The organism is Vreelandella sp. V005, from assembly GCF_052645115.1.
The window spans coordinates 196,784-213,526 of the sequence record NZ_JBQXYA010000005.1 but is presented as its reverse complement, the minus strand read 5'-3'; the positions used below and the strand labels follow the sequence as shown (position 1 = coordinate 213,526).

The window sequence follows — 16,743 nt, the reverse complement described above, 5'->3', positions numbered from 1 at the left end:
CAAGGCAACAACCCTTGATTCCAAATATAGGGGGTACCTTTCCAGAGAATTTCCAAACTATACGAGAAGGTACTTAGTCATTAAGCATATGCCCGTTGTGTCACAGCATTTTGCAATCTTTGCAGAGCGTCTATTCTGAGAAAGTGGAGCGAACTGAAAAGCTGAAGTTCAACAGTTCCTTCCCAAAACCGCAGACACTAGCAAGGAGAGCGAAATGGCACTGCATTTGAAAGACTTAGAACACCAGACGGTAATCATCACCGGCGCCACCACAGGCATCGGCTTGGCAACGGCGCGCATGGCCGCCGAGCATGGCGCACGCCTGGTTCTGGCGGCACGTGACGAGAATTCGTTGCGGAATCTTTGCGACGAAATCAACCTCGCCGGTGGTAAAGCCATCTACGTCGCGGTGGATGTCGGCGATAAAACGCAAGTTCACCGGATATCGCAAACTGCCATCGACACGTTTGGCGGCTTCGATACCTGGATCAACAATGCCGGTGTCTCGCTTTTCGGCAACCTGCTCGATATCGACGAGGAGGATTACCGGCGCCTGTTCGACACGACTTACTGGGGTGTCGTGTACGGGTCGCTGGAAGCGGCCCGCCACCTTAGCAAGAGCCGCGATGGTTACGCCGGGGGGATCATCAACATCGGCTCGATCGCCTCGGACCAAGCCATCCCCTATCAGGGCATGTATTCGGCCGCCAAGCATGCTGTCAAAGGCTTCACCGACGCTTTGCGTATGGAACTCGAGCATGCCGGCGCGCCCATTTCGGTGACGTTAATCAAGCCAGCCAGTATCGCCACGCCCTTCCCCGAACACGCTGGCAACGCCATGGACAGGGAACCGACTCTGCCGCCACCGCTTTACGACCCCCGCATCGTTGCGCGCAGTATCCTCTACTGTGCCGAGCATCCCCGCCGCGATATGTACGTCGGTGGCGGCGGGCGGTTCATGACAGCCCTTGGACACTGCGCACCATGGTTGATGGACAAGATCATGTCGGCGAAGATCATCGGACAGCAGCAGACCGATAAGCCCGAGCATCGCCGCCACTTCGCGCTGCAAGAAGCGGCTACCGATAGGCGCGAACGTGCCCGATACGCCAGCCATGTTTCCAAGACTAGCCTATACACCAATGCCTCAATGCACCCGTTACTGACCACGACCGTATTGGCCAGCGCATTAATTGGTGCCGTTGTGCTAGCCGGGCGGCGCTCGTAAAGCTGACGAGCGATAGCACTTTGCTAGTTACGCCGGCTGCCGCTATGGTTTTGCCAATTAGCAGTTAGACTAGACTAGCTGGCGTAGGGAGTTTTCCCAGTCAACAAAAAACCACCGATAGGTTTCACCCTAGTCGGCGGCTTTCAATAATCTTTGGTCGGAGCGACAGGATTCGAACCTGCGACCTTTGCAACCCCATTGCAACGCGCTACCAAGCTGCGCCACGCTCCGCTGCCTTTATTGGCCGTTACTGCTTTGCCTCAAGACGGTGCGTATACTAGCGTCTTCTTGCATAAATGAAAAGCCCTTATAGCGCTTTCTTTTCAAGTATTTGTCATACAACGCCTGACACGCGCTAGCCCTTTGTCGTTAGCCCTGGTCGGCATTGAGTAGCAAATAGGCCATGGCGTCATAAACGCCAGGTGCCGTCACTAGCAAATGCTCAGGGTAAAGGTCTTCGGGCACCGATTTAGGTGGCTCATACAAGTGGCCTACACGCGCACCGGCTTCACGGGCAATGACCCAGCCCGCCACAAAATCCCAAGGCGAGACACTTTCATAGTATGCATCTAATCGGCCGCAGGCGACATCACACAGATCGATGGCTGCCGCACCGTTACGACGAATATCCTGGCACTCAACCAGCACGGCCTCTAATCGTTTTAAAAGATGTTTGCGCTCCTCTTTGCGGTAGGGAAATCCAGTACCTACCAGCGAGTGCGCTAACGAATCCGCGCTGCTCGGTTGTATAGTTTGGCCATTGCAAAAAGCACCGCCGCCTTCCGCAGCGCTAAAGGTTTCGCCTAAGAACGGAGCATGCACCACCCCGACTTTAGCAACGCCCTCTTCCATCCAGCCGATGGACACTGCCACATGGCGCAACCCCTGTGCGAAATTGACAGTGCCATCAATAGGATCCACTACCCAAAGCCTAGGCGTTTCGACATGCAAAGCACTCTCGGGAGCAAGCTCCTCACTCAGCCGCGCCTCTCCTGGAAAGTGTTCTTCAAGCCGCTGGCTAATAAGCTGATCAACGGCTACATCCACATCGGTGACCAGCTCATTATCCTTTTTTAACCGTCGAGCAAAGCCTTGTTGCTCCCGGGCTTGAATAATCATTTGCCCAGCTTCTTCAGCGATAGAAATCGCGATCTTTAGGCGTGCTTGCAGTGTGTGGTCAGCCATTGAATCTCCTATTGAAGACATTTAATCCTATGACCATTCACCATAAGCCGACATGAGGTATTTTTCGAGCCATCAATCGCGCTGGCTAACGCAAAACATCCACTAATACATCGACCACGATGCGCGTGGCTGCTTCTATCAATACTACATCGGCTCCTACACGCTCCCATTCATAGCCTGGGTATTGGGGTAACTGAGATGCTAGACGACCATCAAAGCGCTTGGCAATGCCTGGAGGCAAGGGTTTACCGCGCTCTAGATTACGCTGAATACCCGGCGGCAATGCTTCGGCTCTTGGCGCATCGTGCTGGCGCAAGAGCTGGCGTAGTTCACGCTCATTGATACGTGGTAAATCAACCCGATTATCTCGGGTGTTTCCAGAGTTATGAGCTTCATTCTGATGGGCCTGATCGCGATGGTCGTGGCCTTTGTCACGGGCACCATGGGCTTGTGCATGGTCAGGTTGAGCAAAGGCAGCGCTATTGAGTAGGCTAGCGCCAAGCGCACTCAGAATAATCAGTTTGATAGGGGTCATTGTAAGCTCCTGGCTTAAGATCAGAGCTAGCAGTGTACTTAATGAATAAGCAAGAAGCATGAAAATGAAAAAGGGCCCGAAGGCCCTTAATACAAACTATATACGGTTATTCGCGACAAGCTGAAGGAAGGTAGGTGTCATCAATGTCATCGCTGGAGCAACGCCAGCCTGTAATTTGTCCACCGCTAGTATCAGCGTTCGCTACTGCATCTTCAACAAGTGGCTGAATAACCATTGATGAGCCATTGTGAACCCCATTATCAAATGCCACAGTGAACCCACCGCTGGCTTGGCCATTAAGTTCTACATCATCAATATATTCTCCGCCAATATCATCTGCTGTATCGACAATGTATGTGTCGTTACCGTTTGCAGCTTGATATCCCACAAAGTTGCCATTCTCAGAAAAATATAAACCAATATCGGTGCGCAAACCCGCGGTGGCAGTAAAAGCTTCTGTAGCCTGTGCCCGGCCTACGTAATTCTGGTACTGCGGCACAGCGATGGACGCCAATACACCAATAATCGCCACCACGATCATTAGCTCAATTAGCGTAAAACCGCCTTGTTTCGCGTTGCGGATGATAGGTTGTGCAGATTGCTGCATGCAGGCATCTCCTGAAGGGACAAGTCAGTTCTTTATAAGGAAGCAAGCCCTTAAAAAGAGTTAGGAATAATAGGCATTACACTAGCTTACGCGGTACGTTTTTACAATGCGCTCTCTTAACGTTATCGGCCTAGCTTCCTACTTCTTGAGCATATCTTGATGACTAGGCATTTAATGCCTGTAAACGCTAGTTTATGGTACAAGTAGTAAGCCTACGCCGATGTACAAACAGGTCTAATGAATGAGCCACCCCCCTTTTGAATCGACTCTTAGTCACGCCGCTGCTCGCGGTGGCCTACGCGGCATTGCCCTGCGCTTGGTAAAACACAGCCTGCTGACCGATGCCCAAGCCGCCACAGCTGAATCCACGGCCTCTGATTTAGAGATTTCATTTCTTCAGTATGTTATCGAAAGCAGCTTGGTTGATCCTATTAAAGCGACCGTGGCTGCTGGTTGGGAGTATGGGCTACCGGTGATCAATTTAGAGGCAATGCGCCTGAATACTCTACCGCCCGCCTCCGATTACCCTATTAAAGTGCTGCAGAGCCTTAATGTGCTGCCGTTAGCACGCCATGGCCATCGTCTCACTGTCGCAGTGCCTTATCCTGCAACATTAACGCAATTGGATGAATTACAATTTGCTACCGGCCTAAGCGTTGAAGGTGTTTTAGCCCCCGTTGAACAAATTACGGCCACGCTCAATAACTACTTAGCTCAAAATGAGCGCGGCATGCTCGATGAGCTCGAAGGTATTGATGATGCGGTCAGCGCACTCAATGTTGTGCAAAGTAACGATGGTAACGAAGTCCCGCTAGAAGAGTCTTCGAATAGCGAGGACGCTCCCATCGTTAAGTTTGTAAACAAGATACTCTTAGATGCCATCCGCCGCGGCGCGTCGGATATTCATTTTGAGCCTTATGAGACGCTCTACCGGGTGCGGTTTCGTGTTGACGGCATGCTAATAGAAGTGGCACGCCCCCCTTTTGCCATGCGCAGCCGCATTGCCGCACGCTTGAAGATCATGGCGCGACTTGATATCTCGGAACGTCGTTTACCTCAGGATGGAGCCATCAAGCTCAAGCTATCACGCACGCGATCGCTCGATTTTCGCGTTAACTCGCTACCGACCGTCTATGGTGAAAAGCTAGTACTGCGGATTTTAGACCCCACCGCTGCCCAGCTTGGCATTGAGCAATTGGGCTTTAGCGATGAACAGCGTGGCCACTACGAGCAAGCGTTGAAGCAGCCTCAGGGCATGATTTTGGTCACTGGCCCTACAGGCAGCGGTAAAACGGTCTCTCTCTACACCGGCATCAACATCCTCAATAAAGTAGAGCGCAATATTTGCACCGCTGAAGACCCGGTGGAAATCAAAGTGGCGGGCATCAATCAGGTTAACGTGCTACCCAAAATAGGCCTTGATTTTGCCAGTGCGTTGCGTGCATTTCTACGCCAGGATCCTGATGTGGTCATGGTAGGCGAGATTCGTGACCTTGAAACTGCCGAGATAGCCGTCAAAGCTGCGCAAACGGGCCACCTAGTGTTATCTACCGTACACACCAACTCGGCTGCTGAAACGCTTACACGCCTCGCTAACATGGGCGTTTCATCGTTTAACATCGCCAGTGCGGTGAGCCTGATTATTGCCCAACGTCTTGCACGTAAACTCTGCATGCATTGTAAGGAGCCGATTGATATTCCCCACGAGGCGCTGCGTAAAGAGGGGTTTAATGCAGAAGAAATTCACCAAGCCACCATTTACAAACCAGTAGGCTGTAAACACTGTACCCATGGTTATAAAGGCCGTATTGGCATGTACGAAGTAGTGCCCATTACAGAAGCCATGCGTCAGTTAATTATGCGTGATGCCAATGCGCTAGACATTGATCATCAAGCACGCAAAGAGGGCTACCCTAGCCTTCATCGCAGCGGTTTATTGAAAGTCATGCAGGGCATTACCAGCCTGGAAGAGGTTAACCGAGTAAGCAAGGAGTAAGGCATGGCTAAAACGGCACGTCGCCGCCAAGCGCCCACTGTTAAGTTATCGCGCTGGAAATGGATAGGTAAAGGCCCTCAAGACAGGCTGTTAAGCGGCGAGATGATTGGCCGTAGCAAAGCCGAAGTAGCCACCGAACTCGCCAAACAGAATATCGTCATTAAGCGCATCACTAAAAAAGGCAACTTGGGCGGCAGTGGCCGCATCAAGCCAACCGATGTGATGGTATTTGCGCGCCAAATGGCCACCATGATTCGCGCTGGCATACCGCTGCTACAAGCGTTGCAGGTAGTCGCGGAAAGCCTCAAAAAACCGGCGATGGTTAGCCTTGTCCAGCATATGATGAGCGACGTCTCCTCGGGGGCTAGTTTTTCTGATGCGCTACGTCGCCACCCTAAACACTTTGATCGGCTGTTTGTAAACCTCGTCGACGCTGGCGAGCAGTCAGGTGCGCTGGATCAAATGCTAGATCGTATTGCGACGTATAAAGAGAAAGTAGAATCGCTTAAAGCACGGGTAAAAAAAGCCCTTTGGTATCCCTCTGCCGTTATGTCCATTGGCATCGCCGTTACCATGCTATTATTAATTAAGGTAGTACCTGAATTCGAAAGCATGTTTCAAAGCTTTGGTGCTGAACTGCCTGCGCTAACCCAGGTGACAGTAAATTTATCTGAGCTTGCTCAACGCTATTGGTTAGTCGCGCTCGCGGCCGTCATCGCTTGCGTGATTCTGCTTAAAGTCAGTATTCAGCGCTCACCTAAAATCGCCTACCGTATGCACGCGTTACTGCTTCGCTTACCCGTCATTGGCGACATTATGCACAAGTCTGCTATCGCTCGTTTTTCACGCACCCTGTCCACCACCTTTGCCTCTGGCGTGCCATTAGTCGAGGGTTTAGACACCGCCGCCGGCGCCACGGGTAATAAAGTCTATGAACGCGCAGTGGTGCAAACGCGTCAAGACGTGGCGACCGGGCAACAGCTACATTTCGCCATGCGAATGACGAATCGCTTTCCCCCCTTGGCGATCCAAATGGTGAGTATTGGTGAAGAAGCGGGCTCATTGGATGCCATGCTGAACCGCGTCGCCGATTACTACGAAGAAGAGGTCGATAATAAAGTCGACGCTCTCACTTCGCTCATGGAACCGATTATTATTGTGGTGTTAGGCGTACTGGTCGGCGGCGTAGTTGTTTCAATGTATTTACCCATTTTCGACTTAGGGTCTGCCCTCTAAGCCCACCCACGCATTAAAACGCTAAGGAGCGACATGCATCACCCTCCGCTTATCGTATGGTTTATCGTGGCACTCTTTGGGCTATGCCTAGGCAGCTTCCTTAATGTTGTAATCACGCGCCTCCCGGTTATGTTGATGCGCCATTGGCGCCGCGAGGCGCAGGCTGCCCTCGAGCTAGCACATGAACACTCACCGGCTTTCAATTTAGCCACACCAGGCTCCCTGTGCCCACGTTGCGAGACGGCGATTGCCTGGCACGACAATATTCCGCTAGTGGGCTGGCTGAAACGCGGCGGGCGATGCGCTGCGTGTAACACTCGCATAAGTATTCAGTATCCCCTAGTGGAGTTAGTCGGCGGGCTACTGGCCGTAGCAGTATTGGCGCTTCATGGCCCCACCCTAGAGGCGCTATCCATTTATAGCGCTTGCCTGGTATTGCTAGCGCTCGCTGTTATCGATTTTCGTACTCAGCTATTGCCTGATGTCCTGACCCTACCGCTGCTGTGGGCAGGCTTGCTTTTCCAGCTTCTTTTCCAGCCACTTATGCTCTCCGATGCGGTGATTGGCGTCATAGTGGGCTATCTTTCTCTGTGGAGTTTTTACTGGTTATTTAAATTAACCACCGGTAAAGAAGGCATGGGCTTTGGCGATTTTAAACTGCTGGCAGCGTTGGGGGCTTGGCTAGGCTGGAGTTTTTTACCGCTTATTTTGATACTTTCAGCAGGGCTTGGCGCGATGGTCGGTTTGACTGCTCAGGCCTTTGCCCCCCGTTTACGTGGCAAACCATTGCCCTTTGGGCCTTTTTTGGCGCTCGCTGGTTGGATTGCGTTATTGGTCGGCGATGAACTAATGGCGCTTTATCTCAGCCTACTGATTTAACATTTCATGACGCAAAGGCTAGCTAATCTGAAAGCTTGTCTATTGAAAAAGACGCTAATAATCACAATGGTAATGATAACCTAACGATATGAGGCAGCAGATGATTATCGGATTAACCGGTGGTATTGGCTCGGGTAAATCGACCGTTGCCCGCGCCTTTGAAACCCTCGGTGCCGCCTGGGTCGATGCCGACGATGTCGCCAGAGAAATTGTGTTACCAGGGGAGCCAGCCCTATTGGCCATTAAGCAACATTTTGGCGAAAAGGTTATTCATTCCGATGGCACGCTAAACCGTGTTGCCCTACGTGACATTATATTTAAAAAACCAGAACAAAGGTTATGGCTGGAATCGGTTACACACCCCAAAATAAGAGAACGAATAACGCAGCACTTAACGCAGCTTAAAGCGCACGGTGCTCCCTACGTGTTGTTAGTATCACCTCTTCTGTTTGAATCTGGCCAAAATGCACTCGTTAACCGGACTGTCGTTGTCGATGTGCCGCAAGCGCTACAAGTAGCAAGAACCCTACAACGCGATGAGGTGAGCGAGAGCCAAGTGCATGCTATTCTCGCCGCCCAACTTCCCCGTGAACAGCGGTTAGCTCAAGCAGATGATGTGATAGATAACAGCCGTGACCACGCCAGCATGATGGCGCAGGTCGCTAAGTTGGACCAATACTTTCGTCATCTGCTTAACTGCTAAAATACAGCACCTGATATTGCCATCGGAGTTTTTATGGTTCGCCCTGCAAATGATTCCCCGCTTGAAGTTAATTGCCCTCACTGCGCTAAGCGAGTGCCTTGGCTGCCCGAAAGCACGTATCGTCCTTTCTGCAGTAAACGCTGCCAGCTGTTAGATTTGGGTGCCTGGGCCGATGAGTCCCATCGCATATCAGGCGAATCGGCGATGGATGAAGCCGATATAGAAACGCTGCTGGCGCAAGCCGATAAAGATGCACCGCTCACCTAACGGGCCGCACATCTAGCGCATTCAGCCCGGCAAACCAGATGACGATGATCATGCCTGAACCATCCTCGCCTTCAGCCTATCACCTGCTGCTTCAGTTGGAGCAGCAGTTTGACGATTTAATTGGCACTACTGAAGCCGCTGTCTCGCTCTACGAGCGGCAGCAGCCAGCTTCGTGGGTTTTCCATCAAAACACCCCTACCCGCCACTGGCTGCGCGAAGCGCTTTTCGATATGTGGCATGCGCAAGATCAAGACGGTCGAGAAACGCGTAATTACATCGCCATCGTGGCAGCCGATGAAGAATTGCTTACCGCGATAGGTGAAGTTAACCAAGCCAAAAAAAGATTTGCTGAGCTGCTACAAACTGTTAAACAGGATTTTCCACAGGCATTGAATGACGCCAAACATCGCTTAACAAAACGGCATCCCAATATTGACGACGTATTACGCCGTACTGGACTTGCCCGTTTGCATCTAAAGCAGAGTTGGCGTCAATTACCGATCGCCGAAGCACCTGTTTCGCGCGTTCGCTTTGCGTGGTATAGCAGCGGGCGCTCTATTAAGCGACTAACGGTTCAAGAAGCTGAAAAGAAGCTATTGCAACTCGATACCGATGCACCGCATGTGCGGATTCAGCTTCGCAAACTGGCTAGCCTCCCAAGTAGCGAAGTGCTCGCTCAAGTACAAACCCAGGCGCCCCTTATGCGCGCCAATCTCTTTTTTACCGAGCCACTTGAAGATGGTCATACGCGAAAGGCGCTGAATGCCGCCATGCCAATTTTTGTACCCACTACCCACCAGCAGTTGCCCCACATCAACCTGCCCGCTTCAGAGCCCCCCACCACGCGTACAAGAGCCCGTAGGCGCGATGAAAAACTAGAGCAGGACGTATTTTTACCCAGCTTGCGAATTTATCGCTACCGGTAGCGCATCTATGTTATGCCCAGCACTTTAAAGGTGCTGGCTGCCTGGCACGAGATCTTGCTGCCACAATCCATAGCCAAGTAATGTTTCCACTAGCTCAGCTAAATCGCCTTGTTCTATTTCATACTCTTTTAACAACGCATCAAAGCGCTGTTTAAACGCTCGCGCCTGCTCTAGTTGTAACGCCTGCTGTTTGGTTTCTACATCCTCTTTTTCTAATGCCGCAAGCGACCTGACAGGCGGACCTGTCGGTATATCAAAATCGCTTTCAGGGTCGTCTAACTGACGCAAAGCCTCCGCAAACGCATCATCTAATTCACGAAACTTGCGCAGCTTTTCGCGTTCATCTACCGGCTTTTGAACCTTTTGATATTTCATCGATGTTTCATCTACACCTTACTTGAAATGGTCGATATGACTACAAACGTAGCTTTTTTAGCAAAACTACGCACAAACCCCTAAAATTAACGAGCAAACTTGCCTTTGCCACCCTGTTGCCAGCATAAAAGCAACACTATAAGTAATGACGACACAGCTAGCGATGACACAAAAATTAATGCGGTGCATCACCATACCTACAAGTAGCCTGTACAGAGATTCTACGCTCATTTAAACGCTGACTAGATACTTCACTAGGTTACCGATACTAACGCACCGGAAGAGTGCACTACAGGTGAAATAAGCACGACCTGTACCATTCACGCATGAGAAGCCAGACAATGTTCAACGCGATGACACGAGCTGAGATCTGGCTGCAGGACACACTTGATAAGTCACTCGGTATCGAGGACTTTGCTAACCCTATTGGTTATTCGTTTTCTCAAGTCCGCCGCCGGTTTCGTCAATGTTTTCACTTTTCACCTAGCGCAAAAAGAGGCGCCTGGAACGTGCGGTCGTATTACTTGCACTTACGCCTCTTCAATATAGCGCAAATTGCGATACGTTGTGGCTATCATAGCCACTCTTCTTTCTCACGTGCATTTCAGCGTCGCGACCAATTTAATCCATGTTACTTGTGCCAAATGCTCAAAAACTCATTGGCATCTTCTATGCCCAGTAAACACTATAAAACTGAGATTGAAAAAATCAGCGACCGCCAGATAATTCTAATGCGGCTCTAGCAAGCGCCCGAGCATATCCAAGCCCTCGGGGAAGCAAGCTATCACAATGAGCAGCTAGCTTGCTTGTAGGCACGATTAGGGCGATCGACGACCATCATTGCGCTGCCTGATATATTAGCGGTTAAAATCGATGCGCTTAATAATGAATACATTCATCACAACCGTACCGATGTGGGCCTATATCTAGATCAAACAGATAACGGTCAAGACATCGCACTCCCAGTAGCCTACCGCCAAGTGAATATTCCAACCCACTACTGCTCAAGTACACACTTTGACAATTTAGCGAATCTCTATGATGCGCTGATACATACCCTATCCATTTGCTTTACAGTCAAAATGGTTTTCACGTAAGCGGTCACCCGCCTCAGGTATTATGGAAAGCTAATAATTTGGAACTTCGGATACCGATAATGGGGCAGCTGGATGGATAACATTGCAGGGCAGAATAACTAAGCACATGGCAATAAAAAACCGGCATTCCTGTAGAGAAATGCCGGCTACTAAATCTATTAATCTTCCATACGGACTAGCCAGGACTCGACGGCCTCATCGCCATGCTCGTCCTTCCAGCTACGCAGGCCTTTATGATTGCCACCGCGCGTTTCGATGACTTCCCCTGTTTTAGGGTTTTTGTAAATCTTAAGACGGCGCTTACGGCGGGCATTGCCACTTGCCGTCGTTTTAGGGCTACGCTGGTCAGAAGCCGGATCTAATAAAGCAATGACGTCACTGGGACGCTTGCCAAACTCATTCATAAGCGCTTCAAGCTTGGCCTTAAATTCCAATTCACTCTTTAAGCGCTGATCACCTTCTAAGCGTTGCAGGTCTTCTTGGAGCTGCTTTAGCTGCTGTTCTTTTTGGATATATTCATTAAGTAATGACATCGGGGTTCCTTTAGTATCGTATCCAACTGAACGTGGTCCAACTGAAGGGGCTCAACTGGTTTAGGCGCTAACTTGACGACCATGGCTCCCACGAGTTCAGAATGCTAGGACATTATTGCTGTAAAAAGACTAACTGACAACAGTCTAGTTGATTTTCATCCAATTACTAATCGTTTTTTTAAACACAATTGCTATTTAAAAAGTTTTAACCCTAACACCTCACAATCTCAGTGGAACTATGTATTGCATTAGTAGAATAGAGATAATCAATCTGATACAAACAAAAGCGCCGCCCATAAGGGCGGCGCTTTTTAAAACCAATAACTAATTAGCAATTAGTCTTGGCCCATTTGCTGCTTGATCAAGTCACCGATAGTGGTCGGGCCACCCGCTGTTTCCGGCTCTTGCTCACGCATTTTCTTCAGGTTCTGGCGTGTATCGTCTTGATCTTTCGCTTTAACCGACAGGTTAATCTGACGGCTCTTACGATCAACACTAACGATACGCGCTTCGACGCTATCGCCTTCATTCAGAACATTACGCGCGTCTTCTACGCGATCAGCACTGATTTCAGATGCTTTCAGCACAGCAACAACGTCAGTCGCCAATTCAACTTGAGCTTCTTTAGCATCAACTTCAATCACGCGACCCGTTACGATGCTGCCCTTATCGTTGACTGACAAGTACTCAGCAACGGGGTCAGAATCCATCTGCTTGATACCCAGCGAGATACGCTCACGCTCAGGATCAATCGATAGGATAACGGCTTCAGCTTCGTCACCTTTCTTAAAGCTGCGTACGGCTTCTTCACCGGTATCAGTCCAAGAAATATCAGACAAGTGAACCAGACCGTCGATACCGCCTTCTAGGCCGATAAAGATACCGAAGTCAGTGATTGACTTAATGGTACCTGAAACGCGGTCACCCTTATTGTAATCCGTATTGAAGGTTTCCCACGGGTTAGCAGTACACTGCTTAATACCCAGAGAAATACGACGACGCTCTTCGTCGATGTCCAACACCATAACGTCAACATCATCGCCGACTTGAACGACTTTAGACGGATGGATGTTTTTGTTGGTCCAGTCCATTTCAGACACGTGAACCAAACCTTCGACACCCTCTTCCAGCTCAGCAAAGCAACCGTAGTCAGTCAGATTAGTGACGACCGCGTGTACTTTCATGCCTTCCGGATAACGCTCTTTGATGTTGACCCACGGATCTTCGCCCAACTGCTTCAGACCCAGTGAAACGCGATTACGCTCACGGTCAAACTTCAGAACCTTGACGTTGATCTCGTCGCCAACAGCAACGATTTCAGACGGATGCTTAATACGCTTCCACGCCATATCGGTAATGTGCAGCAGGCCGTCAACACCACCCAGGTCTACGAAAGCGCCGTAGTCTGTCAGGTTCTTAACGATACCCTTGATCTGCTGGCCTTCTTGCAGAGTTGCCAGCAGCGCTTCGCGCTCGGCACTGTTCTCTGCTTCCAGAACCGCACGACGCGATACTACTACGTTGTTGCGCTTCGGATCGAGCTTGATGACTTTAAAGTCCAGCTCTTTATTTTCAAGGTGCGCAGTGTCGCGAACCGGACGAACGTCAACCAACGAACCAGGCAAGAAGGCACGGATAGAGTCAACTTCAACCGTGAAGCCGCCTTTAACCTTACCGTTAATAACGCCCTTGATGATTTCGTCTTTCTCGAAGGCTGCTTCCAGAATCTTCCAAGCTTCTGCGCGCTTGGCTTTTTCACGGGACAGACGCGTCTCACCAAAGCCATCTTCAACGGCTTCCAGCGCAACGTGCACGTCGTCACCGATAGCGATGTTAAGATTACCGTGTTCATCGCGGAATTGTGACGCCGGGATTTGACCTTCAGATTTCAGGCCAGCGTTGACAGTAACCCAGTCACCGTCAATGTCGACAACCTGAGCCGCGACAATAGCGCCTGGCTCCATGTTGATGTCGTTAAGAGACTGTTCAAACAGCTCAGCAAAGCTTTCGCTCATGGTGTTCCTACGTAATTACGTTGTTGAGGCATAAATGCCTTCTCCGCACCACCAGCAAGTGCGGGCCTAATGTCACTCAGCTTTCGGGGGTGTTAACGCTGGTTAGACCTGACCGGGCTCACCGATGTGAGTTTAGTGCCCTGCCACGTCGTGACACCTATCCAAAAGCGCCGCAAGGGAGAATCATACGCCGCTTACCAGCCCTCTTTGGGCGAGCAGTTCGGTCAATCGATCAACCACTTCCGGTATGCTCAGACGCGTGGTATCAAGCGTAATGGCATCGTCTGCCGGCTTGAGAGGGGCCACGCTGCGCTGCATGTCGCGTGCATCGCGTGCCTGAATCTCCTTCAAAAGACTCGAAAGACTAGCATTCACCCCGGCTTCCTGCAACTGCAGATAACGTCGACGCGCTCTTTCATCGGCACTTGCGGTCAAAAAAATCTTGAGGGGCGCGTCTGGAAAAACCACTGTTCCCATATCACGACCATCGGCTACCAATCCCGGGCTTTGGCAAAAATCACGCTGACGTTGCAGTAATGCCTGCCGCACTGCAGGTAGCGCCGCCACTTGGGAAGCACGCTCACCGGCTTGCTCGGTACGAATCGCTTGGCCAACATCTTCGCCCTCAAGCAGCGTACGGGGCTGACCATCTTCGACCGGGAATGCCACATCCAGCTGTTCGGCTAAACTCGCCAGCCCTAATTCGTCATCGACGGCCACGTTATGCTTAACAGCCGCTTGCGCCGTCAGCCGATATAGCGCGCCGCTATCCAGCAAATGCCAGCCTAAACGCTCTGCTACTAAACCGCTGATCGTGCCTTTACCCGCACCGCCAGGGCCATCGATGGTGAGAACAGGCACAGTCAGCGTGGCCCCACGATCATTCATGCGCCCCCTCCACATTAACGCCCATACCAATTCGGGTCGCTAATTCAACGAAATCCGGGAAGGACGTCGCCACGTTGGCGCAGTCATCAATCTCAATTTCCGCGCTGGCCCGTAGCGATGAAATCGCAAATGCCATGGCGATACGGTGATCACCTAGGCTATCGATGCGACCGCCTCCATAGCTAGCCTTATGTGCATCGCCATTGCCGGTAATATCGATACCGTCATCAAGCAGGGTGTGCTCAACACCCAGAATCGCCATGCCATCCGCCATCGCCTGAAGACGATCAGACTCTTTGACGCGCAGTTCTTCAGCGCCTCTTAGGCGGGTCACGCCTTCTGCGTTAGCGGCAGCAATAAAGAGGGCGGGAAACTCATCAATGGCTAACGGGACTTGATCAACGGGAATATCGATCCCTTTCAGCGGCGCATAGCGGATACGAATATCCGCCACCGGCTCACCGCCGACCTCACGCTCATTTTCAAGCGTTAAATCGGCACCCATCAAATTCAGAATATTGATAACGCCGATGCGGGTAGGGTTAATCCCCACGTGCTCTAAAGTGATATCAGAATCGGGTGTAATGGCCGCCGCCACCAAAAAGAAAGTGGCAGAGGAAATATCGGAAGGCACATCGATCGGGCCAGCAGTTAACTTACCGCCGCCCTGCAGCCAGCAAGTATCACCTTGGCGAGCTACCGTATAGCCAAAACCATTGAGCATCCGCTCAGTGTGATCACGGGTAGGCGCCGGCTCACGTACGCGGGTTTCACCTTCGGCGTAGAGCCCCGCCAGCAATAGGCAGGATTTAACCTGAGCACTGGCCATGGGCATATCGTAATCAATCCCCTTAAGTGCAGCGCCACCATGAATTTTCAGCGGCGGTCGCCCTCCTTCAGCAGTATCGATAGTCGCGCCCATCAAGCGAAGCGGGTCTGCCACGCGCCCCATAGGACGCTTGGTCAGCGACTCATCGCCGGTCAGCTCACTATCAAAGGCCTGACCTGCCAGCAGCCCAGAAAACAGCCGCATGGCGGTACCAGAGTTACCTACATACAGGGGACCTGCAGGCGCTTTTAAGCCCTGCATACCGACACCATGGATAGTCACTCGACCCTGGTGAGGCCCTTCAATCGCCACGCCCATTTCACGAAACGCTTGCAGGGTCGCCAGACTGTCTTCGCCTTCCAAAAAGCCTTTTACTTCCGTTGTACCTTCTGCCAACGCGCCCAGCATAATAGAGCGGTGAGACATGGATTTATCGCCGGGCACGCGCAAACGCCCCTGAGCTTGACCGCCCGGCTGCACACGGTAGGTGACCTTACCTTGTGGTTGCATATGATATTCCGCCTGATAGCTGGTTTTGTTCAATAAAGAGTCGAAATAGTGCCGAGCGTGGCTCGCCCGATCAAAGGTGGCAATCAGCGCATCACTGTCGCCGGTTTCTACCGCATGCCGCAAGCGAGAAAGCCCTGCCTCGAAATCATCCAGCGATGCTAGTACCGCCTGCCTATTGGCGATAAAAATATCTCGCCACATAACGGGGTCACTACCGGCGATCCGTGTGAAATCACGAAAGCCACCCGCCGCGTAGCGAAAAATATCTAGCCGCTCATCCTGGCGGGCCAAGGTGTCGACCAACGAAAAAGCCAATAAATGAGGCAAATGGCTGGTACGCGCCAATACTTGGTCATGCCGCTCGACGTCCATCTCCAGCACGTCAGCACCACAAGCTTCCCATAAGCAGCGCACACGCTGTAAAGCGCACCGGTCCACGTTGGGCTCAGGCGTCAGGATGACTTTATGATTTACGTAGAGATGTGGATTCGCCGCCGCAACACCGCTTTTTTCAGAACCAGCAATCGGATGCCCTAGCACCATATTGGTGGGTACCTGGCCAAACACTCGCTCGGCACAGGCGCGGATAGTCGCTTTCGTACTACCCACATCGGTAATCACGACATCGGGAGACGCACCCTCTAGCGCCTCTACCAACGCCATCATCACACGCTCCATAGCAAGCACCGGCACAGCCAGCACTATCATGGTAGCGTCACGCACCTGCTCGGCTAGAACAGTGCCCCCAGCGTCGATCAAGCCCATCTCAATACCACGGGTGATCTCACCATCATCAGGGTCGCAGGCAACAATACGGCCCTGGAATCCGGAAGCGCGCAGCGCTGCTGCTAGTGAACCACCAATTAGCCCCAAGCCAACGATTAACAGATGCGACTCATGACAAGCGGTTTTTTTTACGTGCCTTTCAACCATT

General features: G+C 51.4%; 15 protein-coding genes and 1 tRNA gene. 7 read left to right on the top strand and 9 right to left on the bottom strand.

Annotated features, from left to right (window positions below; all coding sequences use genetic code 11):
- Positions 1 to 214 precede the first annotated feature (214 nt).
- Positions 215 to 1,228 carry an SDR family oxidoreductase gene (locus tag ACUN8H_RS13565; protein ID WP_445532603.1) on the top strand — a complete coding sequence of 338 codons (1,014 nt, stop codon included), beginning with the start codon at positions 215 to 217 and terminating at the stop codon, positions 1,226 to 1,228.
- A 154-nt stretch (positions 1,229 to 1,382) separates the two neighbouring features.
- Here the strand turns inward: ACUN8H_RS13565 and ACUN8H_RS13560 are convergent.
- The 4 genes from ACUN8H_RS13560 to ACUN8H_RS13545 all read right to left on the bottom strand — a co-directional run bounded on the left by ACUN8H_RS13560 (position 1,383) and on the right by ACUN8H_RS13545 (position 3,555).
- Positions 1,383 to 1,459 (bottom strand) — tRNA-Pro (locus tag ACUN8H_RS13560).
- A gap of 138 nt (positions 1,460 to 1,597) precedes the next feature.
- Positions 1,598 to 2,413: an inositol monophosphatase family protein gene (locus ACUN8H_RS13555; protein WP_445532602.1), complete on the bottom strand. Its 816-nt coding sequence runs from the start codon at positions 2,411 to 2,413 to the stop codon at positions 1,598 to 1,600.
- Positions 2,414 to 2,498: 85 nt separating this feature from the next.
- Positions 2,499 to 2,948 carry an anti-virulence regulator CigR family protein gene (locus ACUN8H_RS13550; RefSeq protein ID WP_445532601.1) on the bottom strand — a complete coding sequence of 150 codons (450 nt, stop codon included), beginning with the start codon at positions 2,946 to 2,948 and terminating at the stop codon, positions 2,499 to 2,501.
- 106 nt (positions 2,949 to 3,054) lie between these two features.
- On the bottom strand, positions 3,055 to 3,555 hold the full coding sequence (locus tag ACUN8H_RS13545) for a pilin (protein ID WP_445532600.1): 501 nt from the start codon (positions 3,553 to 3,555) through the stop codon (positions 3,055 to 3,057).
- Positions 3,556 to 3,796: 241 nt separating this feature from the next.
- Between ACUN8H_RS13545 and pilB the strand changes: the two genes are divergently transcribed.
- The 6 genes from pilB to ACUN8H_RS13515 all read left to right on the top strand — a co-directional run bounded on the left by pilB (position 3,797) and on the right by ACUN8H_RS13515 (position 9,562).
- Positions 3,797 to 5,551 carry a type IV-A pilus assembly ATPase PilB gene (gene pilB / locus ACUN8H_RS13540; RefSeq protein ID WP_445532599.1) on the top strand — a complete coding sequence of 585 codons (1,755 nt, stop codon included), beginning with the start codon at positions 3,797 to 3,799 and terminating at the stop codon, positions 5,549 to 5,551.
- A 3-nt stretch (positions 5,552 to 5,554) separates the two neighbouring features.
- Positions 5,555 to 6,787 (top strand): type II secretion system F family protein, encoded by a 1,233-nt coding sequence (locus ACUN8H_RS13535; protein ID WP_445532598.1) that lies wholly within the window; start codon positions 5,555 to 5,557, stop codon positions 6,785 to 6,787.
- Positions 6,788 to 6,820: 33 nt separating this feature from the next.
- The gene (locus ACUN8H_RS13530) at positions 6,821 to 7,666 is read left to right on the top strand and encodes a prepilin peptidase (protein WP_445532597.1); all 846 of its coding nucleotides are present in this window, start codon (positions 6,821 to 6,823) and stop codon (positions 7,664 to 7,666) included.
- Between the two features lie 100 nt (positions 7,667 to 7,766).
- The gene (gene coaE / locus ACUN8H_RS13525) at positions 7,767 to 8,369 is read left to right on the top strand and encodes a dephospho-CoA kinase (RefSeq protein ID WP_445532596.1); all 603 of its coding nucleotides are present in this window, start codon (positions 7,767 to 7,769) and stop codon (positions 8,367 to 8,369) included.
- 33 nt (positions 8,370 to 8,402) lie between these two features.
- Positions 8,403 to 8,636 carry a DNA gyrase inhibitor YacG gene (gene yacG / locus ACUN8H_RS13520; RefSeq protein ID WP_445532595.1) on the top strand — a complete coding sequence of 78 codons (234 nt, stop codon included), beginning with the start codon at positions 8,403 to 8,405 and terminating at the stop codon, positions 8,634 to 8,636.
- A gap of 50 nt (positions 8,637 to 8,686) precedes the next feature.
- Positions 8,687 to 9,562 (top strand): DNA replication terminus site-binding protein, encoded by an 876-nt coding sequence (locus ACUN8H_RS13515; RefSeq protein WP_445532594.1) that lies wholly within the window; start codon positions 8,687 to 8,689, stop codon positions 9,560 to 9,562.
- Between the two features lie 24 nt (positions 9,563 to 9,586).
- Here ACUN8H_RS13515 and ACUN8H_RS13510 read toward each other — a convergent pair whose 3' ends face one another.
- The 5 genes from ACUN8H_RS13510 to ACUN8H_RS13490 form a co-directional block, all read right to left on the bottom strand.
- Positions 9,587 to 9,937 (bottom strand): hypothetical protein, encoded by a 351-nt coding sequence (locus ACUN8H_RS13510; protein WP_445532593.1) that lies wholly within the window; start codon positions 9,935 to 9,937, stop codon positions 9,587 to 9,589.
- 1,255 nt (positions 9,938 to 11,192) lie between these two features.
- Positions 11,193 to 11,567 (bottom strand): histone-like nucleoid-structuring protein, MvaT/MvaU family, encoded by a 375-nt coding sequence (locus tag ACUN8H_RS13505; RefSeq protein WP_445532592.1) that lies wholly within the window; start codon positions 11,565 to 11,567, stop codon positions 11,193 to 11,195.
- Positions 11,568 to 11,902: 335 nt separating this feature from the next.
- Entirely contained in the window at positions 11,903 to 13,582 is a 1,680-nt protein-coding gene (gene rpsA / locus ACUN8H_RS13500) for a 30S ribosomal protein S1 (protein WP_445532591.1), read from the bottom strand.
- 183 nt (positions 13,583 to 13,765) lie between these two features.
- Entirely contained in the window at positions 13,766 to 14,470 is a 705-nt protein-coding gene (cmk, locus tag ACUN8H_RS13495; protein WP_445532590.1) for a (d)CMP kinase, read from the bottom strand.
- Positions 14,463 to 16,742 (bottom strand): bifunctional prephenate dehydrogenase/3-phosphoshikimate 1-carboxyvinyltransferase, encoded by a 2,280-nt coding sequence (locus tag ACUN8H_RS13490; RefSeq protein WP_445532589.1) that lies wholly within the window; start codon positions 16,740 to 16,742, stop codon positions 14,463 to 14,465. Before ACUN8H_RS13490 ends, cmk begins: the two co-directional genes overlap by 8 nt.
- Position 16,743: the final 1 nt, after the last annotated feature.

Bases quoted from the DNA above. Each gene is read 5' to 3' on its own strand.
- ACUN8H_RS13565 (WP_445532603.1), top strand. From the start codon at position 215: ATGGCACTGCATTTGAAAGACTTAGAACACCAGACGGTAATCATCACC.
- ACUN8H_RS13515 (WP_445532594.1), top strand. From the start codon at position 8,687: ATGCCTGAACCATCCTCGCCTTCAGCCTATCACCTGCTGCTTCAGTTG.
- ACUN8H_RS13535 (WP_445532598.1), top strand. From the start codon at position 5,555: ATGGCTAAAACGGCACGTCGCCGCCAAGCGCCCACTGTTAAGTTATCG.
- cmk (WP_445532590.1), bottom strand. From the start codon at position 14,470: ATGAATGATCGTGGGGCCACGCTGACTGTGCCTGTTCTCACCATCGAT.
- yacG (WP_445532595.1), top strand. From the start codon at position 8,403: ATGGTTCGCCCTGCAAATGATTCCCCGCTTGAAGTTAATTGCCCTCAC.
- ACUN8H_RS13505 (WP_445532592.1), bottom strand. From the start codon at position 11,567: ATGTCATTACTTAATGAATATATCCAAAAAGAACAGCAGCTAAAGCAG.
- ACUN8H_RS13545 (WP_445532600.1), bottom strand. From the start codon at position 3,555: ATGCAGCAATCTGCACAACCTATCATCCGCAACGCGAAACAAGGCGGT.
- ACUN8H_RS13555 (WP_445532602.1), bottom strand. From the start codon at position 2,413: ATGGCTGACCACACACTGCAAGCACGCCTAAAGATCGCGATTTCTATC.
- pilB (WP_445532599.1), top strand. From the start codon at position 3,797: ATGAGCCACCCCCCTTTTGAATCGACTCTTAGTCACGCCGCTGCTCGC.
- coaE (WP_445532596.1), top strand. From the start codon at position 7,767: ATGATTATCGGATTAACCGGTGGTATTGGCTCGGGTAAATCGACCGTT.
- ACUN8H_RS13550 (WP_445532601.1), bottom strand. From the start codon at position 2,948: ATGACCCCTATCAAACTGATTATTCTGAGTGCGCTTGGCGCTAGCCTA.
- rpsA (WP_445532591.1), bottom strand. From the start codon at position 13,582: ATGAGCGAAAGCTTTGCTGAGCTGTTTGAACAGTCTCTTAACGACATC.
- ACUN8H_RS13530 (WP_445532597.1), top strand. From the start codon at position 6,821: ATGCATCACCCTCCGCTTATCGTATGGTTTATCGTGGCACTCTTTGGG.
- ACUN8H_RS13490 (WP_445532589.1), bottom strand. From the start codon at position 16,742: ATGGTTGAAAGGCACGTAAAAAAAACCGCTTGTCATGAGTCGCATCTG.
- ACUN8H_RS13510 (WP_445532593.1), bottom strand. From the start codon at position 9,937: ATGAAATATCAAAAGGTTCAAAAGCCGGTAGATGAACGCGAAAAGCTG.